13 protein-coding genes and 1 pseudogene are annotated in these 19,535 nt (G+C 69.6%); 7 read left to right on the top strand and 7 right to left on the bottom strand.

Annotated elements, in window-relative coordinates:
- Positions 1-150 precede the first annotated feature (150 nt).
- The gene (locus tag ABTY98_RS18815) at positions 151-2,100 is read left to right on the top strand and encodes a LamG-like jellyroll fold domain-containing protein (RefSeq protein ID WP_502994264.1); all 1,950 of its coding nucleotides are present in this window, start codon (positions 151-153) and stop codon (positions 2,098-2,100) included.
- A gap of 209 nt (positions 2,101-2,309) precedes the next feature.
- Positions 2,310-4,022 (top strand): carbohydrate binding domain-containing protein, encoded by a 1,713-nt coding sequence (locus ABTY98_RS18820; RefSeq protein ID WP_352222031.1) that lies wholly within the window; start codon positions 2,310-2,312, stop codon positions 4,020-4,022.
- A 62-nt stretch (positions 4,023-4,084) separates the two neighbouring features.
- Here ABTY98_RS18820 and ABTY98_RS18825 read toward each other — a convergent pair whose 3' ends face one another.
- From ABTY98_RS18825 to ABTY98_RS18855, 7 genes and pseudogenes are all read right to left on the bottom strand, one after another.
- Positions 4,085-7,357 carry a lectin gene (locus ABTY98_RS18825; RefSeq protein WP_352222032.1) on the bottom strand — a complete coding sequence of 1,091 codons (3,273 nt, stop codon included), beginning with the start codon at positions 7,355-7,357 and terminating at the stop codon, positions 4,085-4,087.
- Positions 7,358-7,845: 488 nt separating this feature from the next.
- Positions 7,846-8,460 (bottom strand): class I SAM-dependent methyltransferase, encoded by a 615-nt coding sequence (locus ABTY98_RS18830; protein ID WP_352222033.1) that lies wholly within the window; start codon positions 8,458-8,460, stop codon positions 7,846-7,848.
- A 32-nt stretch (positions 8,461-8,492) separates the two neighbouring features.
- Positions 8,493-8,886: pseudogene (locus tag ABTY98_RS42340) on the bottom strand (discoidin domain-containing protein); the annotation flags it as partial.
- 29 nt (positions 8,887-8,915) lie between these two features.
- On the bottom strand, positions 8,916-12,473 hold the full coding sequence (locus tag ABTY98_RS18840; protein WP_352222034.1) for a choice-of-anchor D domain-containing protein: 3,558 nt from the start codon (positions 12,471-12,473) through the stop codon (positions 8,916-8,918).
- A gap of 251 nt (positions 12,474-12,724) precedes the next feature.
- On the bottom strand, positions 12,725-13,012 hold the full coding sequence (locus ABTY98_RS18845) for a discoidin domain-containing protein (RefSeq protein WP_352222035.1): 288 nt from the start codon (positions 13,010-13,012) through the stop codon (positions 12,725-12,727).
- 52 nt (positions 13,013-13,064) lie between these two features.
- On the bottom strand, positions 13,065-13,319 hold the full coding sequence (locus ABTY98_RS18850; protein WP_352222036.1) for a hypothetical protein: 255 nt from the start codon (positions 13,317-13,319) through the stop codon (positions 13,065-13,067).
- 222 nt (positions 13,320-13,541) lie between these two features.
- Positions 13,542-13,940, bottom strand: coding sequence for a VOC family protein (locus ABTY98_RS18855; protein WP_352222037.1), 399 nt, complete (start codon positions 13,938-13,940; stop codon positions 13,542-13,544).
- 92 nt (positions 13,941-14,032) lie between these two features.
- Between ABTY98_RS18855 and ABTY98_RS18860 the strand changes: the two genes are divergently transcribed.
- From ABTY98_RS18860 to ABTY98_RS18880, 5 genes are all read left to right on the top strand, one after another.
- A complete protein-coding gene (locus ABTY98_RS18860; protein WP_352222038.1) occupies positions 14,033-15,022 on the top strand; it encodes a helix-turn-helix transcriptional regulator in 990 nt (329 codons plus the stop codon).
- Between the two features lie 512 nt (positions 15,023-15,534).
- Positions 15,535-16,623, top strand: a complete 1,089-nt coding sequence (locus tag ABTY98_RS18865; RefSeq protein ID WP_502994265.1) for a lytic transglycosylase domain-containing protein — start codon at positions 15,535-15,537, stop codon at positions 16,621-16,623.
- A gap of 53 nt (positions 16,624-16,676) precedes the next feature.
- Positions 16,677-17,729 (top strand): RNA polymerase sigma factor, encoded by a 1,053-nt coding sequence (locus tag ABTY98_RS18870; protein WP_352222039.1) that lies wholly within the window; start codon positions 16,677-16,679, stop codon positions 17,727-17,729.
- Between the two features lie 107 nt (positions 17,730-17,836).
- Positions 17,837-18,766, top strand: a complete 930-nt coding sequence (locus ABTY98_RS18875; protein WP_352222040.1) for an ABC transporter ATP-binding protein — start codon at positions 17,837-17,839, stop codon at positions 18,764-18,766.
- Positions 18,763-19,533: an MlaE family ABC transporter permease gene (locus ABTY98_RS18880; RefSeq protein WP_352222041.1), complete on the top strand. Its 771-nt coding sequence runs from the start codon at positions 18,763-18,765 to the stop codon at positions 19,531-19,533. The genes ABTY98_RS18875 and ABTY98_RS18880 overlap by 4 nt, the downstream gene beginning before the upstream one ends.
- The last annotated feature ends 2 nt before the right edge of the window (positions 19,534-19,535 follow it).

The raw sequence follows: 19,535 nt of genomic DNA on the forward strand, positions 1-19,535 counted from the left end.
AAGTAACCGGCGCCGAATGACGGCGTACGCGCCAGTCTTTCGATCCTGGACAGACGCCCGGCCTTCGCTTGTCACCTCTTGTCCGCCCGCCCCGGGGCCCTTCTGGGTAGCGTCGTCGCCGTTTGAACCATCGACCCCGGGAAAGGCCCCATGTCCATTCAGGATGACACTCCGTCACAAGAAACGACCGGGCAGAGTCGGCGTGGTTTTCTCCGCAACGCGGCGCTGGCCGGTGCGGGAGCGGCAACCGTGGGCGCCTCCGCGCTCGCCGGCACACCCGCGTACGCCGCGGACCCCGCCTCCAGCGGCAGGACCGGCAGTCGGAGACCGGATCCGACCGCCCTCCGGTTCACCCTCGCGGTCATGCCGGACACCCAGTTCCTGTACTGGGGCAGCCAGGACAGCGTCAACCGGACGCCGCAGGAGGAGTCGTTCCGCTACGTCATCGGCAACAGCGGTAACGCCTCCGACGACAACATCGTCTTCATGGCCCACCTCGGCGACCTGACCCAGGACGCGGACCCGTCCTCGTTCCAGCAGGTCGACAAGGCGTTCGACCTGCTGGACGCGCACGGCGCCGCCTACAGCGTGCTGGCCGGCAACCACGACGTGAGCGGCGACGACAGCCGCGGTGACACGCCGTATCTGCAGACCATGGGCCCGCAGCGCTTCAAGCACGCGAAGACGTTCGCCGGGGCGGACGCGACCGGCTACAACACCGCGCACATCTTCGAGGCCGCCGGACGCTCCTGGCTGCTGCTGGCCCTGGACTGGCGGACCAGCGAGCAGGGCTTCGCATGGGCCGACGGCGTCATCAAGGCCCACCCGAAACTGCCGGTGATCCTCACGACGCATGACCTCGTCTACTCGAACTACGATGACAACGTTTTCCCGTACGAGTCCGGCGACCCGGAGAACAACGCCGTGCTCTCCGACTACGGCCGGACGGTCTGGGACAGACTGATCAACGACAATGACCAGATCTTCCTCACCCTCAACGGCCACTACTGGCCGCCCGCGCGTACGACCGCGAAGAACGCCGCCGGCCACGAGGTGCATCTGCACATCACCAACTACCAGAACCGCTACTTCGGCGGTGGCGGCATGATCCGCCTTTACCACTTCGACCTGGCCCGGAACACCATCGACGTCGAGACGGTCAACCCCTGGATCCTGTCCCAGAAGCCGGAGTCCCGCACCGAACTGGCCGCCCAGCACGCGCGGATCACCGGCCCGGTCGACAACTTCTCGGTGCCGATCGACTTCACCGAGCGGTTCTCCGGCTTCGCCCCGGTTCCCGTCCGGCCGGCCCGTCCGGCCGCCCGCGAGCTGGTGAAGGGCACGCTGGCCTACTGGCGCTTCGACGGGCAGGGCACGCCCGGCGCCGCGCTCGCCGCGGGCCAGACCGTGCCCGACCTGTCCGGCAAGGGCAACGACCTGACCGTGGTGACCCTGCCGGGCACCGCCGCCGATGCGCTGACCTGGTCCGACGACCACCACCCCGACCAGCCCGCGCACGCCAGCCTGACGTTCGCGGGCGGCCGGAACCCGCTCCACGGCTCGTATCTGACCACCGGGGCCAAGGCTCCGCTGAACGCCGAGACGTTCAAGTCCGGGTACACCATCGAGACGTTCGTGCGGATGCCGCTGGACTGGGACGCCGGCCGCAACGGCTGGGCGTCGATACTCAGCCGCCGGGGTTCGGCCGCTGACGCCGGCAAGCACGGCAAGAACACCGACCCGGGCGAGCCCGTGCTCCAGCTCGCCATCTCGAACAACGGCCGCGAGCCGCAGTTCAACCACTACCCGCTCAACGACACCTACCCGACCACCAACTGGGGCCACGGCCTGGTGGAGCTCAAGTGGTGGCACCTGGCGGTGGTCAACGACGGCCGCCACACGAAGCTGTACGTCGAGGGCGCTCCGGTCGTCGACAACCCCAACCGCCTGTCAGTCGGCCTCACTTCGCTCGGGCTGCCCTGGCTGGTGGGCGGCCATGAGTACGCGGGCGCCGTCGACATCGTCTTCCACGGCGGCGTCGGCGACATCCGGATCGTGGGCCGCCCGCTGTCCGGCGACGAGTTCCTGACCGCGAAGTAGCCCGGCGCCTCCCGTCTCCGGTCCACCCGCCGGAGACGGGAGGCGCGCGTCCGGCGGAAGAAGCGTGTCTGACGGAGGACGCGCGTGTCTTGGCAGAGCCTTTGGTCTAGTCCTCTTGACGGCGGAGGCCCTCCGGAGTTTGGTATGTACCAATACCCCTCCCGGCCCCACCCCTCCGCCCTCGATGGGCATCCCGAAAGGGCCACTTCATGCAGCGCACTGTCATGCACCTGGCAAGACTCGCGGCTTCCGTGTGCGCCCTCGCACTCACGGCCACCGGCGCCGCCGTCGCGCTGGCCCCCGCCGGCAACGCGGCGGCGGGCAGCGTCTACTCCATGGCTCCCTACGTCGACATGTCGAACGGTCAGGAAGGCCTGCTCGACACCGCCGTCACCGGACACGGGCTCAAGGCCTACACCGCGGCCTTCGTACTCGGCGAAGGCTGCACCCAGATCTGGGGCGACACGCTCCCCATCGGCAACGACTCCTACACCGATCCCGAGATCGCCAGGGCGAAGTCCGAGGGCGCCTCCGTGATCATCTCCTCCGGCGGTGCGGCCGGCGAGCCGCTCGCGTGGACGTGCTCGAACCAGAGCAGCATCGACGCCGGATACCAGGCCATCATCAACGACTACGGCGTCACCCAGCTCGACTTCGACGTCGAGGGCGCCGCCGTGGCCGACACCGCGGCCGCGGCCCGTCAGATGCAGGCGATGAGGGACCTCAAGGCCGCCAACCCGGGCCTCCGGTTCTCCATGACCCTGCCGGTGCTGACGAGCGGGCTGACCGCCGACGGCGTCAACATCCTCAAGGCCGCCAAGAACGCCGGCATCAAGATCGACGTCGTCAACATCATGACCATGGACTACTACGCCGGCACCGGCACCGAGATGGGCCAGGGCGCCCTCTCCGCGGCCAGGGCCACGCTGGCGCAGATGCAGTCCGTCGACTCCGGCTACACCTACGCCAACCTCGGCATCACCCCGATGATCGGCAAGAACGACGACGGGTCCACCTTCACCCTGGCCGACGCCCAGACGGTGGAGAGCTTCGCCGCGCAGAACGGTGTCGGGCGGCTCGCGTTCTGGTCGGTCAACCGGGACCAGCCGTGCGGCGGAAGCGCCAACTCGCTGTCCACGTGCAGTGAGATCAGCCAGAACCCGCTCGCGTTCACGGACGCGTTCGTGCCGTACGGGGGCAGCTCGGGCGGCGGAGGCACCACCGACTTCTCCCTGTCCCTGTCGCCGGGCTCCGCCTCGGTCGCCCAGGGAGGTTCGGCGACCGCGACCGTCACCACGGCCGTCACCTCCGGCAGCGCCGAGTCCGTCGCCCTCTCCGCCTCCGGCGCACCGTCCGGGGTCGGCGTCTCCTTCAGCCCGGGTTCCGTGACGTCCGGGGGCAGTTCGACACTGACGGCGACGGTCAGCTCGTCGGTGGCCACGGGCAGCTACCCGATCACCGTCACCGGCACCGCCGCGAGCGGCAGCCACAGCGCGACCTACACACTCACGGTCACCTCCTCCGGCAGCGGAGGCGGCGGCGGCTCACTGACCAACGCGGGCTTCGAGACCGGCAGTTCGAGCCCCTGGACCTGCACGGGCGGCAGCACGGTCGTCTCCACCCCGGTCCACGGCGGCAGCCACAGCCTCCAGGTCACGCCGAGTTCCAGTGGCACCGGCGAGTGCGACCAGACCGTCACCCTCTCCCCCAACCACACCTACACGCTCTCCGGCTGGGTGCAGGGCCCGTACGCCTATCTCGGCGTCAGCGGCGGTGCCACCACGAGCACCTGGTCGAACAGCGCGAGCTGGAACCAGCTCAAGGTCGGCTTCACCACCGGCAGCAGCGGCACGGTCACCGTCTACGTCCACGGCTGGTACGGCCAGGCCGCCGTCTACGCCGACGACTTCAGTCTCGTCTGAGCACGTCGTACCGGAGGGCCGGTGCCCGGGCTCACGTCCGGGAACCGGCCCTCCGGCGTTCCTTACTGGCCGAAGCCGTACGAGAACAGGTGGTCGGTGCCCGTCATGCCGGTCACCGGCAGCGTGACCGAGGCCACCTGCTTGGACGGATCCAGCGGGACCTTCGTGGCGAAGACATAGGTCTTCACGTTGTCGCGGCCGCCGCTCCCGGTGTTCCGGTAGGCCGTCGTGACGGCCGTCGTGTCACCCGGAAGCGGCTTGCTCCCCCCGCCGTTGAGCGTCCAGTCCGGGAAGCCGACCGTCGCCTGGGCGGTGGTGCCGTCGGTGTAGGTGACGGTCAGCGTGCCCGAGACCCCCTTGCCGTTGGTCGGCGCGTTGGTCGCCGCGCCCAGCAGCCCGAGCGACGCACCCGACGTACCGGCCGGCATGGGGATGGTCTGGCCGGCCATCTCCAGGTTGTCCGGCTGACCGGACGTCACCGTCGGCCAGGCATAGGAGATGCCGTCGACCGTGAGGGTGGAGCCGCTGGTGACACCGGCCGCCGACAGCGCGTTCTGCGAGAAGGCCCAGCCGCCACCGTCGATTCCGCCCGAGAAGCTGCTGCCGTCGGGGTAGACGCCCTCGTTGGTGTCGTACGGCCACAGTGCACCGGCCTTGGCCACGGCGACGCGGAGGACCGCCCCGGGCAGTGCCGCGCCGGTGCTGTGGTCGGTCAGGGCGAAGGTGACGGGGTACGTCCCCTCGTCCGCGCCCGCCGTCACATGGACCTTCGCCTCGGCGCTGCCCGAGGCGGGCACCGTCAGCGAGCCGGACGCCGTGTCCAGGGTGACGCCGGTGGGCGCCGTCGCCGTCCAGTCGACCGTGACGGCCTTGTCGCCGAGGTTGGTCAGGTCGAGCGTGCCGTCACCGGCCGTACCCGGCTGGAGGACCAGGCCGTCGCTGGAAGGACCGGTCGCGGCCAGCACCCGGCCGCCGCCCGTGGTGTCCGACGGCGGCACCGCCGACGGGCCGGACGCCCAGGCCGTGTTGGGCTTGGTACCGAGCGTGAAGTCCATGGTGCCGGCGCCCTTGAACTGCTGGTACGTCAGCCAGGAGGTGTTCCATGCCTTGCCCTTGACGCCGAGCGACTGCACGTACGGCGCGTCGGGCGCGGCCTGCGGGGCGTTGATCCGCACCGTCTTACCGCCGAGGGTCACCTGGGCCACCGGGAACACCGGGCTGCCGAGCACCAGGGTGTCCGCGCCCGGGGTCTCCGGGTACATGCCCAGCTCGGACCAGACGTACCAGGAGCTCATGGCGCCGAGGTCGTCGTTGCCGAACGAGCCGACCGGGGCGTTGAAGTACAGGTCCTGCTGGGCCTCGCGGACGGCCGCCTGGGTCTTCCACGGTTCACCCGTGTAGTTGTACTCCCAGGGGATCTCCACGCTGGGCTCGTTGCTGAGGTCGGCGTCGGTGTTACCGGGGCTCGTGATGTTGTCGAGCAGGCTGTCCAGGTAGGACGAGTACGCCTTGGTGCCACCGCGTGCCTGGATGAGCTGCTTCAGGTTGAACGGGACCATGGGGGTGTACTGGGCGGAGGTGCCCTCCACGAAGCCGTTGGAGGTGCCGGGGGTGAAACCGCCCGCGAACTGGCCGTCCTTGTTCTTGGCCTGGAGGTAACCGGTCTGGGGGTTGAAGACGTTCATCCAGTCCTGGGCGCGGGTGGCGAACTTCTCGTAGACGGCGGTCTTGCCGAGCGACTTGGCGAAGGAGGCCAGGGCGTGGTCGGCGGAGTCGTACTCCAGCTGGGTGGAGACCGGGCCGTAGAAGTTGCAGCAGCCGTAGCTCTCGTCCAGCGGGAGGTAGCCCTTCGCGTCCCGCACCGACTCGCCGGGACGGTCGTTGTTCGGGACCGTGGCCTCGTGCTGGAGCGCCGCCAGAGCCTTGCCCGTGTCGAAGTCCGTCGCGCCGAAGGCATACGCGCCGGCGATGATGCCGGCAGCCGGGTCACCGACCATCACATAGCTCTCGCCGTTGTTCGAGGCCCACTTGGGCAGCAGGCCGGTCTGGTCGTAGCCGTTGAGCATCGAGGTGACGACGTCGCTGGCGACCTTGGGCTCGACCATCGCCATCAGCTGGGTCTGGGAGCGGTAGGTGTCCCAGCCCGAGTAGTTGGCGTACTGGGCTTTCTGTCCCTTGGCCAGTTTGTGGACCTGGTTGTCCATTCCCATGTACTGGCCGTTGGCGTCGGAGAAGACGTTGGGGTGCAGCAGCGCGTGGTAGAGCGCGGTGTAGAACTGCGTCTGCTGGTCGGCGGATCCGCCGCCGACCTGGATGTTCTTCAGCACCGTGTTCCAGGCGTCGTGGTTGGCGCGCTCGACGGCGCCGACGTTCCAGTTCCCGATCTCGGCGCTGAGGTTGTCGGCCGCGTTGGCGTCACTGGTGTACGAGACACCGACCTTCGCCGTCACCTTGGGGTTCGACGAGGTGTCGAAGGTGAGGTACATGCCGTTCGCGCCGGTCGTGGGAGGCTGGGCGGACGCGCTGGAAGCCTTGGCGCCGCTCTTGTGGATCGTCGGGGCAGGCTTCGCCGGGACGGTGAAGTGCTTCTCCTTCAGCGGGGCAGACGTGGACGCCTTCGGGGTCTGCCGTACCTTGCCCGCCTTCAGTGACGTCGCGTCGGGGGTGATGGTGCTGCCGACCCAGGTGCCGCTCGCGGTGAACGGCCTGTCGAACTTGATGTCGAAGTGCAGCGTGTACCGGTTGCTCGCGCCGCAGAAGTGCCCGCTGTCGATCGCGCCGCTGATCTCCTTGCTGTTCACCACCTGGACGCGGGTTCCGTCCACCTGGGTGGCGCCCCCGCTGAGCTTGAACAGCAGGTTCGCCTGCTGGTCCGAGGGGAAGGTGAAGGTGCCGAGGCCGGCGCGGGTGGTGTCGGTCAGCTCGGTGCTGACCCCGTTGGCGTCGGTGACCTTGTAGTACCCGGTCCCGGCCTGCTCCTTGTCATGACCGAAGCCGACGGACGCGCTGCCGAGGTCGCCCGACAGCGCACCGGTCACCGGCAGGATCGGCAGGTCGCCCGCGACGGGGCAGCCGGGTCCGGAGACATGCGTGAGGCTGAAACCGGAGATCTTACTGGCGGTGTACTCGTAGCCGCCGCCGTCGGGACGGTGGGGGGTGGTGTCGGGGCCCCACTGCACCATGCCGGCGGGCATGTCGGGGCCGGGGAAGGTGTCCACCGCACCGGAGGTGCCGATGAGGGGATTGACGAGGGACGCGGGGTCCTTCACGAGGGGCGGTGTCGCGTTGCTTGCGGCCTGGGCGCTTCCGATCGCCGGAAGCGGAAGGGCTGCCATGCCCAGGACGCAGACCACAACGAGGCGTCGGCGGAATCTTGCTCGGTCGGCTGGTGCAGCTGGACGTCGGGGTCTCACCATCGGTTGCCTCCGCAGCAGTTCGTGCTTCGCACATCAGGTGTCGGCGCGCCGAAAAACACCGGAATGCCGGCGACAGGCAACGGTTGGGGTCGCTCCCACGGCCTGACAACGTTGCCATGCACGAGTGTCGAGTGAAACGCCTGTGCTCGGGGCATGTCAACGAGGCCAACAAGACTTTCTGAGTGCGAAGTTCACGGGCGGACGCGTGCCGGAGCCCGGCGGCCGAACCCCGGCCGGCCCGACGCCGCGGGTCCGTGCCACCGAGGACGCGAACCCGCCCCCTGCGTAGGACAGGCCGAGAGCTGGGCCGAACGGTGAGAAACTTGCGGGAGTTACGGTTCCGCGGCAAAGGCTTCTTCGGCACCGCCACCACGGGCCCGCCCCCGCCGGGGTCTATGCGAAGGTGTTCAGGTTTTCTGGCGGCGGTGGACGCTCACGGCGTACCCGCCGCCGTTGTAGGGGTCGGCGTCCCAGGTGGCGAAGCGGTCGACGAGGGTGAGGCCGGCCGCGGCGCAGCAGTCGTCGTACTCGGGCAGGGTGATGCCGGGCGGCACGGGCAGATGGGCTTCGTCCAGGCCGAAGCCTGCGACCAGCAGACCGCCGGGGCGCAGGGCAGCGGCCAGCCGCTCGACCACGGTGGCCTCGGTGCCGGCCGCCAGCAACGGGAAGATGTTGCCGGCGGCGACCACGAGATCGAAGTCGGCCGCGATGCCGAGCCGACGGGGCTCGAACTCGGCCAGGTCGGTCTGGAACCAGGGCAGTTGCGGGGCCTGCTCCCGCGCCACGGCCAGCATCGACGCGTCGAGGTCCACCCCGACGCAGTCGTAGCCGAGTTCCGTGAGCCGGATCATGACCCGTCCGGTGCCGCACCCGGCGTCCAGCACCCGTGCGCCGGCGGCCACCAGTGCCGCGCAGAACCGTGCCTCTCCGTGTACGTCCTTGCCGCTGCGGGCCACGGCGGCGAACCGTGCGGCATAGTCCTTCCCGGACGTGCCCCCGGTCAGTTCCTCCCAGCGACTCATGCGACGAACTATAGGCCGAGGTGGGCCGGGCATCAGGCGCCGAAGACCTGGAACTCCGAGACCTGTCCGGCCGGCCGGCCGTTGTTGGCGGTGAAGGTGAGGCGTACATAGCGGGTGGTGACGGTGGGCGGGGAGCATGAGGGTCGCGGTGTTGCCGGTCGCCGGGTCGAAGGTGTAGCCCGCGGAGGCGAGAAGCTGGGCGAAGGTGCCGCCGTCGGTGCTGCCCTGGACGGAAACGGTCTGGGTACGGGTGGCCCAGGCGGTGGCCGGGGGAAGGTGCAGGACGATCCGTCTGACGCCGGTGGCGGCACCCAGGTCGACCTGGACCCACTGCGGGAAGGTGTTGTTGGCGGACTCCCAGTAGGTGTCGGTGTCACCGTCGGTCGTGTTGCCCGAGGCGTATGTCTGGGTGTGCCGCCGAGCGCTTCGGCGCTCGGCGGCACTATCGGTTCGGGTCAGGTGTTCCAGACCTGGAACTCCGAGATCTGACCGGCCGGCCAGCCGTTGTTCGCCGTGATGTTCACCCGGACGTACCGCTGGGTGGTCGCGGAGAACGTGATGGTGACCGTGTTGTTGGTGGTGGGGTCGAAGGTGTAGGTGGCCGACGACTTGATGGTGGTGAAGTTGGAGCCGTCGGTGCTGCCCGACAGGGACAGCGTCTGGTTACGGGCGCCCCAGGCCGCGGGGAGCTGGAGGACGACGCGGCTCGCACTCTGCGCGGAACCGAGATCGACCTGGACCCACTGGGGGAAGGCGTTGTTGGCGCTCTCCCAGTAGGAGCCCTGGTTGCCGTCCGTCACGTTCGACGACGCGTAGACGTCGGTGTGGCTGGACTCGGTGGTGGCCGCGCCGGCTGCCAGGTTCCTGCTGACCGTGCCGGCGCCGGTGCCGGTCAGCGCGACCGTGGTCGTGCCGTTCGACGCGTTGCTCGCGATGCTGAGATCGCCGGTGCGGGTGCCGGAAGCGGTGGGCTTGAACGTGACGTTCACCGTGCAGGAGGCGTTCGCCGCGATCGACGTCCCGCAGTTGTCGGTTTGCGAGAAATCGCCCGTGACGGTGACGCCGGAGACGGTCGCGGCCGCGGTACCGGTGTTGGTCACCGTGACCGTCTGCGCACTGCTGGCGGTGTTGAGGGTCTGGGTGGAATACGTCAGCGATGTCGGGCTGGCCGACAAGGTCGCCGTCGAGGAGCCGCCATTGCCGGGGAACACCTCGAAGTCCGACAGCTGGGCGGCGTTCCACCCTGTGTTGGCGGTGATGTTCACCCGCACGTACCTCGCCGTGGCGGCGCTGAACGTGATGGTCACCGTGTTGTTGGTGTTCGGGTCGAAGGTGTATCCGGCCGATGCCTTGATCGTGGAGAAGCTGGAGCCGTCCGTGGATCCCTGCACGGACAGCGTCTGCGTGCGTGCCGACCACGCCGTCGCCGGCGGGAGCTTGAGCACGACCTTGCCGACGCTGTAGTTCTGGCCGAGGTCGACCTGGGCCCATTGCGGGAACGAACCGTTCGCGCTCTCCCAGTACGTCGAGGCGTCCGGGTCGGTGAGGTTCGAGGCGACGTACGGGCTGGAGCTGGAACTCGCCGACGCCGGCCGCCCTGCGGCGATGTTGGTGGTGCTGTCGATGCCGCTGCCGGTCAGGGAGACGACGGTCGGGCTGTTGTTGGCGTTGCTGGTGACGGTCAGGTTGCCCGTGCGCGCTCCGCCCGCGGTGGGCTTGAACCCGACATTCACCGTGCAGGACGCACCGACCGCCAGGGTGGCGCAGTTGTTGGTCTGGCTGAAGTCACCGGTGACCGCGACGCCCGAGACGGTCGCCGATGCGGTGCCCGAGTTCGTCACCGTCACCTTCTGCGCGGTGGCCGACGAGCCGACCACCGTAGCGGTGAAGGACAGGCTCGCCGGGTCGGTGTTCAGCACCGGGCCCGGCGCGGTGCCGGTACCGGAGAGGCTGACCGTGTTGGTGATCCCGCCCGCGTTGACGGTCAGAGCTCCGCTACGGCTGCCGGTCGCCGTCGGCGCGAACTTCACGCTGACGGTGCACGAGCCGTTCGCCGCGATCGACGAGCCGCACGTGTTGGTCTGGGAGTAGTCGCCGCTGGTGGAGATCGACGAGACGGACGCGGCGGTGCCGGTCGGGTTGGAGACCGTCACGGTCTGTGCGGCGCTGGTCGAACCGGTCGGGACCGAACCGAAGTTCAGCGCGCCGGGGGTGGCCGTCACGCCTTCGGACGGGTAGGGCGGGTAGACCGGAGCCGGCCACCCTCCGCAGTACGGCGTGCCGCTGATGCCGGAGTTGCCGCCGCCGTCGGTCACCGTGAAGTTCCCGCCCGAGCAGTTGTACACCGGGGAGGAATAGCCGACGCCGGTCGCCGTGACATTGGTGAACTTCGCCGCGCCGCCGGTCTGCTCCTGCAGGGCGAAGGTCCCGGTGCCGGCGATGGTCACGTTGTTGAGGTCGACCCCGCTGATGGTGCCCTCGACCCACTGGACCGCCTCGTACGGGCTCTGCTGGATCAGCGCGTTGGTCACGTTTACCGGGCCGGTGATCGCGCCCTGGCTGCCGTCGAACCACAGGGCGCCCACGCCGAACTGCCAGTTCGGGTCGAGGCTGCCGTCCCGGATCATGGTGTTGTCGGAGATCGTGGTGGTACCGACCGGCGTCGACGAGAAGCGCTGCCCCACGTGGATGCCGCCGCCCTGGGTGATGCCGGAGTCCACCACCCGGTTGCCGCTGACGGTGTTGTCGTGGCCGCCGTAGATGGCGATGCCGTTGGCGAGGATCTGCAGGGACACGGTGTTGTCGGAGATCGTGTCGTTGGCGTCGGCTCCGATACCGGAGTCCGCCCAGGTGGCGATGCCGTCGTCGCCGGTGTTGCGGATGTCGCTGTTGGTCACCTTCGAGTTGGTGACGGCGCCGTGGAAGTTGATGCCGTCGGCGGTGGTGTCACGGATGCGCATGCCACTGAACGTCAGGCCGTCCATCGGCCCGTCCATCCAGGCGCCGACCTTCATGTGGTCGATCCACAGGTTGGAGACGGTCGAGTTGCTCATCGCGCCGCCGATGCCGTTGACCTGGGCGCTGTCGTTGCGCTCCTGCACATCGCCGAAGACGGCGAAGTTCTGGAGGTGCACGCCGGTGCTGGCCGAGGGTGCGGAGTTGCCGTAGAAGCCGGGTGCCGTGCCGGTGACGGTCGAGTACCACATGCCGGCGCCGGCGATCGTGACGTTGTTGACGCTGATGTGGCCGGGGATGTTGTAGGTGCCCGGCGGGATCCACACGGTGCCGCCGGGGCCGGCCGCGCTGATCGCGGCGTTGAACGCGCTGGTCGCGTCGGCCGCACCGGTTGCGTCGGCGCCCTTGCTGGTCACCGACACCGACCCCGAGGGCGCGGTCAGGGCGGCGCCGACCTGCTCGAAGTCGGCGAAGTCGATCGTGTACGAGGAGGCGGTATCCCCCGGATCGACCTGCAACTTGAAGGTCGTTCCCGCCGGATAGGTGGTGGAGAACAGCCGGTGGGCCTCGTCGAAGAAGTGGTGCGGGTTGCTGCCCGGCGAGTTGGTGAAGGGGTAGCTGCCGTAGTACCAGCTGTAGGCGTTGGTCAGGGTGAAGTCGGGCTGCTTGACGCCGTTGATGTACAGAGACAGCGGGGCGGTGTAGAGCGAGCCGCCCGATGTGTCGGGGATGCTGTACCGGAAGTTGATCGAGTTGGTCGCCACCGGCGTGGTGAACGTGACGTATTGGCCGGTGCCCTGAAGCGTCGTCGCCTTGCGGTACGACGCCTCGTCGGCCAACTGGCCCTGGGTGTAACTCGGTCCGATGGGCGTGCCGTTGGTGGCGGAGTTCTCCGCCTGCACCTCGACGTACGGCAGGCTCGCACCGCTGCCGCCGGTGGCGGCGGTCGCCGCCCAGGCCGGTTGGACGGCCAGGGCGATGACGCCGACCGCAGCCAGCATCGCGGTGCTGACCGCCCAGACGAGGGCTCGTCTCAGATCTCGGATGGAATGGAACACTTGCCACTCCTTTCACGCGAAACGCCGGAACTGTTCCGCTGGCGCCGTCAGGACGCGGGGGACGGAGGGGAGGCAGGGGGTGGCGGCGACGCAAGGGGGACCGTAATATCCTTGATATGAACACGCAATAACTAGACAGGACTTTGCAACAAATAAAAAATGCGGCCTGCAAGGTCCGGGTGTGACTCCCTGATGGGCACGCCGTCGGCGCCGCCGGACGGGCTGTCCGGCGGCGCTTGCAGGGGGCGGAGTCAGGAGTCCCAGGCCTGGAACTCGGACACCTGGCCCGCGGGCCAGCCGCTGTTGGCGGTGATGGTGACGCGGAAGTAGCGCTGGGTGGCGGCGGGGAAGGTGAGCGTGACGGTGTTCCTGGTGCTCGGGTCGAAGGTGTAGGCGGCCGAGGACTTCAGGGTGGTGAATGTGGTGCCGTCGGTGCTGCCGCCGAGGGTCAGGGTCTGGGTGCGGGTGCTCAGATGGCGGGCAGCTGCAGGACCACGCAGGAGGCGCTCCGGGCCGAGCCCAGGTCGACCTGCACCCACTGCGGAAACGTGTGGTTGGCGCTTTCCCAGTAGGAGCCCTGGTTTGCCGTCCTCACGTTCGACGACCGTAGACGTCGGTGTGGCTGGACTCGCCGGTGGGCCTGCCGGCGGCGAGGTCGGTCCCGGTGGTGTCGGTACCGGCGCCCGACAGGGCCACCGTGGTGGGGTTGTCGGACTGGTCGCCGGTCAGGGTGAGGGTGCCGGTGCGGGCACCGGCGACGGTGGGTCTGAAGGTGACGGAGACCGTGCAGTGCGCTCCGGCGGCCAGGGAGGTTGTAGTGCGGCGGCCGGTAAGACGGACACACACATCGCGCCGACCGCGGCGACGGCGGACACCGCCGGTCGCCGGGGTCTGGGGATCGTCAGCATGTGATGCTCCTCGGGGGATGCGGGAAACCGGCGACCCGACCGAACAGAGGACCCGTTACCTGCGCTAGATTCCTGCGAAGTAAAGGTCATGCAAGCCCTTGCAACTACCTTGCCGCATTCAGCAAATTCCAGATTGCGTGGGACTCTGCTGCGCACGGCGTCAACGTGCGAACTTCTCTATGGCAGCCGGGGTGACCGGGGTGAAGAAGTTGATGAGGTTGCCGTCGGGGTCGCGGAACAGCAGCGACCGGTTGCCCCAGGGCATCGTGGTGGGCTTCTTGACGAAGTCGGTGACGAAGCCGGTCAGGTTCTGGTGCACGCGGTCCACGTCGTCGACGAGGAACTCTGTGATCACGCTGTGGTTGTCCGCCGGGCGGGCAGAGCCCGGGGCGAACAGCGGGACCGTGCGGGTGCCGGCGATCGCGAGGGTCGCGCCCCGGGTGCTGAGTTCGGCGAAGTCCTCGGTGGCCCACGTCGCTCGCACCCCTGTGGCTCGCTCGTAGAACTCGACGAGGCGCGCTACGTCGCCGGTGATGATGCGGATCGAGACGAAGTCCATGGGATCTCCTTGGGTCTGCTGGTGGCGTGCACTTCGCAGGCTAGGTGGAATAGTGGACAGAATCGGTCCGGTATTCGCGTAGGGTTGTGAACATGCCTCGCCCCACCGGCCGCGTGCTGACCCTCCTGGAGCTGCTGCAGTCGGGCGGTACCCGGACCGTGGCCGAACTCGCGGACCGGCTCGGCGTCGAAGGGCGCACCGTGCGGCGGTACGTGGACCAGCTGATCGAGCTGGACGTGCCCGTGGAATCGGTGCGCGGCCGCTACGGCGGCTACCGGCTCGCCCCCGGGTACCGCCTGCCTCCGCTCATGCTCAGCGACGACGAGGCGCTGGCCGTACTGCTCGGCCTGGTCGCCGGCCGCCGAGCCGGGTTGACGACGACGGAGCGCACGGCGAACGAGACGGCATCGGCGAAGATCCGGCGGGTGCTGCCCAAGCACATCGCCCGTCGACTCGACGCACTCCTGGAGGCTCTCGCTTTCACGGATCAGCCCGGCGAGTTCGACACCCCGGACGCCGGCGTCCTGCTCACCATTGCGGATGCGGTGCGCCACCGCCGGCCGGTTTCGATCCGCTACTCCGACCGCGACGGACGGCGCAGCGAACGCACGCTGCACGCGTACGGGATCGTCGCCCACTCGGGCCACTGGTACGTCACGGGCAAGGACGCCGAGATCGACGAGGACCGGACCTTCCGGCTCGATCGCATCGCGGACTCGAGGACCCTGCCCGGCTCTTTCGAAGCGCCCATGGGTCCCGGTCCGGCACAGCGCGTGCTGTCGGCGTTCGCCACGGCTGAGTACCGGCATGAGGTGACCTTGCGGATCCACGGGACGGTCGAGCAGATCCGCGCCCGCCTTCCCGCCGGCGTCGCGAGCGTGGAGGAGCACGAGGCTGCGGGGGACCAGGACGGGGCAGGCGAGCGCTGGCTGCGCGTCGAGGTACGGGCGGAGCGGCTCGACTGGTTGCCGCCGGTGCTCGCCTCACTCGACCGGCCGTTCGTCATCGAGCGCCCGGATGAACTGCGCGACCTCGTCGCCGCGCTCGCCGACCGCCTCGCGTCCTACACCCGCCGAGTCTGACAACAACCCGCACAACAGCTCGTGCGGGCCGAGGCTCAGCTCGACCCGCACAAGTGGGGGATACCGTCTGTGTCCGAGGGGCGAGTTGACGGCTGACGACACGGTGCTGGTGGCACAAGGAAAGCTCTGCGCCTGAGACTGGTCCCTTGCGTACGCCAACCACCCCTGCCCCGCAAGTGGTTGAAGTTCCCTCATCCAGGTCCAGCAGTACTCCCACGGGCGGCGAGCTGACACGCTCCCGCTTCGAGCCAGATGGCGGCGTCCTGCGTCTCCCTCGGCTGCGGCACGCGGGGGTTGCATCGTGGTCCGCAGCCCACCCTTACGAGCGTGGTCGGGTGGGCCGGCGATCGAGGTCGGTGACCGCCCCGACCGCTTGGTGAGACCTTGACGGACACGCGTGTGTACCCCGCTCCCGAAAACGCGCCCGCCCCATCCGCCCGGTTCCGTGCGACGGACCTGCCCTCCGGCCGCGTAGAGCAGACGACGGATTCACCCACGGAGGGGACTGCACAGTGACAGCGCGTGCACTCAAGGGGGCACTGAGGGGTGCCAGGGGTACGGCGATCGCGGCGGCGGCGATGGCCGTCCTGACCGCGTCGCAGGCGCCGGGGGCGGTCTCGTCCGAGGCTGCGCCCGCGCGGACGGCAGCGCCCGCCGAGCACGGCCCCAGCGTGTCCGGCGACACCCCGTACCGCACCGCCCTTCCCCCGCTGCGGACACGGAAGAACGGCTCGGCACCGGGAGCGAGGGGCGGCGGCGCCCTACCCGCGAGCCTGTTCACCGCGTACGGGCTTGCCCAAGAGGCGCTGGCGCGCAGCGCTCCCGGCTGCCGGCTGCGCTGGCAGCTGCTGGCCGCGATCGGCCAGGTGGAGTCCGGGCAGGCATGGGGCGGCCGGGTGACCCCGGACGGTACGACCGTGACGCCCATCCTCGGCCCGCGGCTGACCGGCGGCGCCTTCGCCGTCGTGGCGGACACCGACGGCGGCGTGTACGACGGGGACGCGGTGTACGACCGCGCGGTCGGCCCGATGCAGTTCATCCCGTCCACCTGGGCCCGCTGGGGCGCGGACGGCAACGGCGACGGACGGTCGGACCCGAACAACGTCTACGACGCGGCGCTCGCCGCCGGCCGCTACCTGTGTGCGGGCGGCCGGGACCTGTCGAACCCCGCCGCCCTGGACCGGGCGATCCTGGGCTACAACCACTCGGACGCTTATCTGCGTACCGTCACGGCCTGGTACGTGTACTACCTGACCGGACACCGCGTGGTGCCGGACGCGTCCGACGGATCCCGGTCGGGCCGGCCGAAGCCGTCCCGCCCGAAGACGCCGAAGCACTCGCCGTCGAAGCCGTCGGACGACCGGAAGCAGGGCCCGGGTCCGTCGCGCACGCCGTCGACGCCGCCTGCCTCACCCTCCCCAAGCCCGTCGCCTACGGCCGGCGTGCCGAAGGCGTCGCACACGCCGCTGGTCCCCGTCCCCGAGCCGACCCTCACACTGCCCGGCGGCGGTGTGCTGCCCGACGCGGGGCCGCTGACCATCGGCGACGGCTCGAACACGATGGGCGCCTCCCCCTCCACAAACCCGCCTACTCGGCGGTAATGTCGCCACCTGCCGAAAGCACAGGACCGGCGGGTGAGTGCGAAGGGGCCCTCATGGCAACGGACATACCTGCGGACACAGCGGCCGCCGACGAGCGTTGGCAGCGCATGTGGAGCCATCGCGAGCAGCTGCTCAAGGTGGCCCGGCGGCGCTCCATGAGCCAGGAGGACGCCGAGGACGCCGTGCACGAGGCGATGCTGCGGGCCGCAGAGCGCCCGGACCTCGATGACGAGCGGCTCGGCGCCTGGCTGACGACGGTGACTATGCGGCTGTGTGTCGACCGGTACCGGCAGGTCAACCGCGAGGCCGAGGTCGGCAGCCGCCCCACGCTCGTCGCGCCGGGCCCGGTACCCGTCGAGGAGGCGGTGTGCGACCGGGCCGAGGCGAAGTGGCTCGCCGTGCGCAGCGGGGAGCTGCCCGCCCGGCAGGCGGAGGCTCTTCGGCTGAAGTCGGAGGACCTGGACGTGAGCCAGGTCGCGGTGCGGATGGGGCTCAGCTACCGGACCGTCGAGTCGCTTCTCGCCCGGGCCCGGCGGACGCTGCGCGCCTCGCTGGCCGGGACCCTCGGGCTGGTGCTGTTCCTGGTCGGGCGCGGGCGGCTGCGCGGGGGCGGCAAGGCCCAGGTGGTCGCGGTGACCTCGACGGCGGCGACCCTGGCGGTGGCGGGGTTCGTGCTGCCGTACACGCTCAATGCGGGCGGAAACGGGAACGGTCCGGCGCCTCGGCCGGCCGTGTCCAGCGACGCGCAGGTCCGGCGCAGCGACGCCGTGGGCCGGGGGCGCACCCCCAAGACGCGCGCCTCCTCGCCCCCGGCGCCCGGGGCCAGGGGTCGGACGCCCTCACCCACCGGGGGAACGTCACTGCCGCTGCCGGTGCCCGTGGCGTCCCTGCCGGACGTGTCCTCGTCCCCGCTCTCGGAGCTGCCGGTGCCGCAGGTCCCGCAGGTGCCCGACGTGCCGAAGGTGTCGGGCCTGCCGACGAGGCCGGCCGCCTCGTCGATCCTGTCGCTCGCCCCGGCCCCGGCCGCTCCCGCCGTACCGTCCGTTTCGCTCTCCGTCCCCGCCCTGAGGACGCCTTCGAGCAAGCCGTCGCCGAAGCTGCCGTAGCACGCCGTAAACGCGTCCGAAAAAAATCCCGGGCGCCGCGACGGACGCGCCGCCACTCCCCGTAGAGCAGATGTCGAAGCCGCTCCACGGGCGAAGGGTAGAACCGGATGGGTGTCGAGATCTGTGTGGAAGGGCTGACCAAGTCCTTCGGCCACCAGGTCATCTGGCAGGACGTCTCGCTGACGCTGCCCGCCGGGGAGGTCTCGGTGATGCTCGGCCCCTCGGGGACGGGCAAGTCGGTGTTCCTCAAAACGCTCGTGGGGCTGCTGAAGCCGGAGCGCGGCTCCATCACGATCCAGGGCCGGGACATCACCAAGCTCCGTGAGCACGACCTGTACGAGGTGCGGAAGCTTTTCGGCGTGCTGTTCCAGGACGGCGCGCTCTTCGGCTCGATGAACCTGTACGACAACATCGCCTTCCCGCTGCGCGAGCACACCCGCAGGTCCGAGAGCGAGATCAAGCGGACTGTCCTCGAAAAGATGGACATGGTCGGGCTGATCGGCGCCGAGGAGAAGCTGCCGGGCGAGATCTCCGGCGGGATGCGCAAGCGTGCCGGGCTCGCCCGCGCCCTGGTCCTCGACCCGGAGATCATCCTGTTCGACGAGCCGGACTCGGGCCTGGACCCGGTCCGCGTGGCCTACCTCAACCAGCTCATCGTCGACCTCAACGCACAGATCGACGCGACCTTCCTGATCGTCACCCACGACATCGCCTCGGCCCGCCAGGTCCCGGACAACATCGGGCTGCTGTTCCGGCGCGAGCTGGTGATGTTCGGGCCCCGCGAGGAGCTGCTGGCCAGTGAAGAGCCCGTCGTACGGCAGTTCCTGAACGGCCGGATGCAGGGGCCGATCGGCATGGCGGAGGAGAAGGACGCGGCCCAGGTCGAGCAGGAGCTGGCCCAGATCGACGAGGGTCCACGAATCCGGGACCTGACTCCCCGCCTGTTGCCCGGCCCCGGCATCACCCGCCCGTCCCGCTGGGAGGCCATCGCGCGACGCGAGGCAGCGCTGCACGGGACGGGGGCGAGCAGCGCATGAGGCTCTCCCCGGCAGGTGCGCTCCGGCACTCGGGCAACCTCTTCGCGATGGCGCTGGACGTCGTACGGACCCTGCCCCGACGGCCCTTCCAGGCAAGGGAGTTCATCCAGCAGGCGTGGTTCGTCGCGAGCGTCACCATTCTGCCGACGGCGCTGGTCTCGATCCCCTTCGGGGCGGTCATCGCGCTGCAGATCGGCAGCCTGACCCAGCAGTTGGGCGCACAGTCCTTCTCCGGTGCCGCGTCCGTGCTCGCGGTGCTGCGCGAGGCCTCGCCGATCGTCACCGCGCTGCTGATCGCGGGCGCAGGCGGCACGGCGATCTGTGCGGACCTCGGGGCGCGCAAGATCCGGGACGAGATCGACGCGATGCAGGTGCTCGGAATCGACCCGATCCACCGGCTCGTCGTACCGCGCGTGCTGGCGTCGATGGTCGTGGCCGTGCTGCTCAACGGCCTCGTCTCGGTCGTCGGTGTCGCGGGCGGCTACTTCTTCAACGTCGTCCTCCAGCACGGCACGCCCGGCGCCTACCTGGCCTCCTTCACCACCCTCGCCCAGCTGTCCGACCTGGGGGCGGCGGAGATCAAGGCGCTCGTGTTCGGGGCCATCGCGGCGATCGTCGCCTCGTACAAGGGGCTGACGGCACAGGGCGGTCCGAAGGGTGTGGGCGATGCCGTCAACCAGTCCGTGGTGATCACCTTCATGTTGCTGTTCGTGACCAACTTCGTGATGACCGCGGTGTACTTCCAGGTCGTCCCGCAGAGGGGTTAGCC

The sequence above is a fragment of the Streptomyces sp. NPDC096040 genome, from assembly GCF_040303265.1.
Lineage (GTDB): Bacteria > Actinomycetota > Actinomycetes > Streptomycetales > Streptomycetaceae > Streptomyces.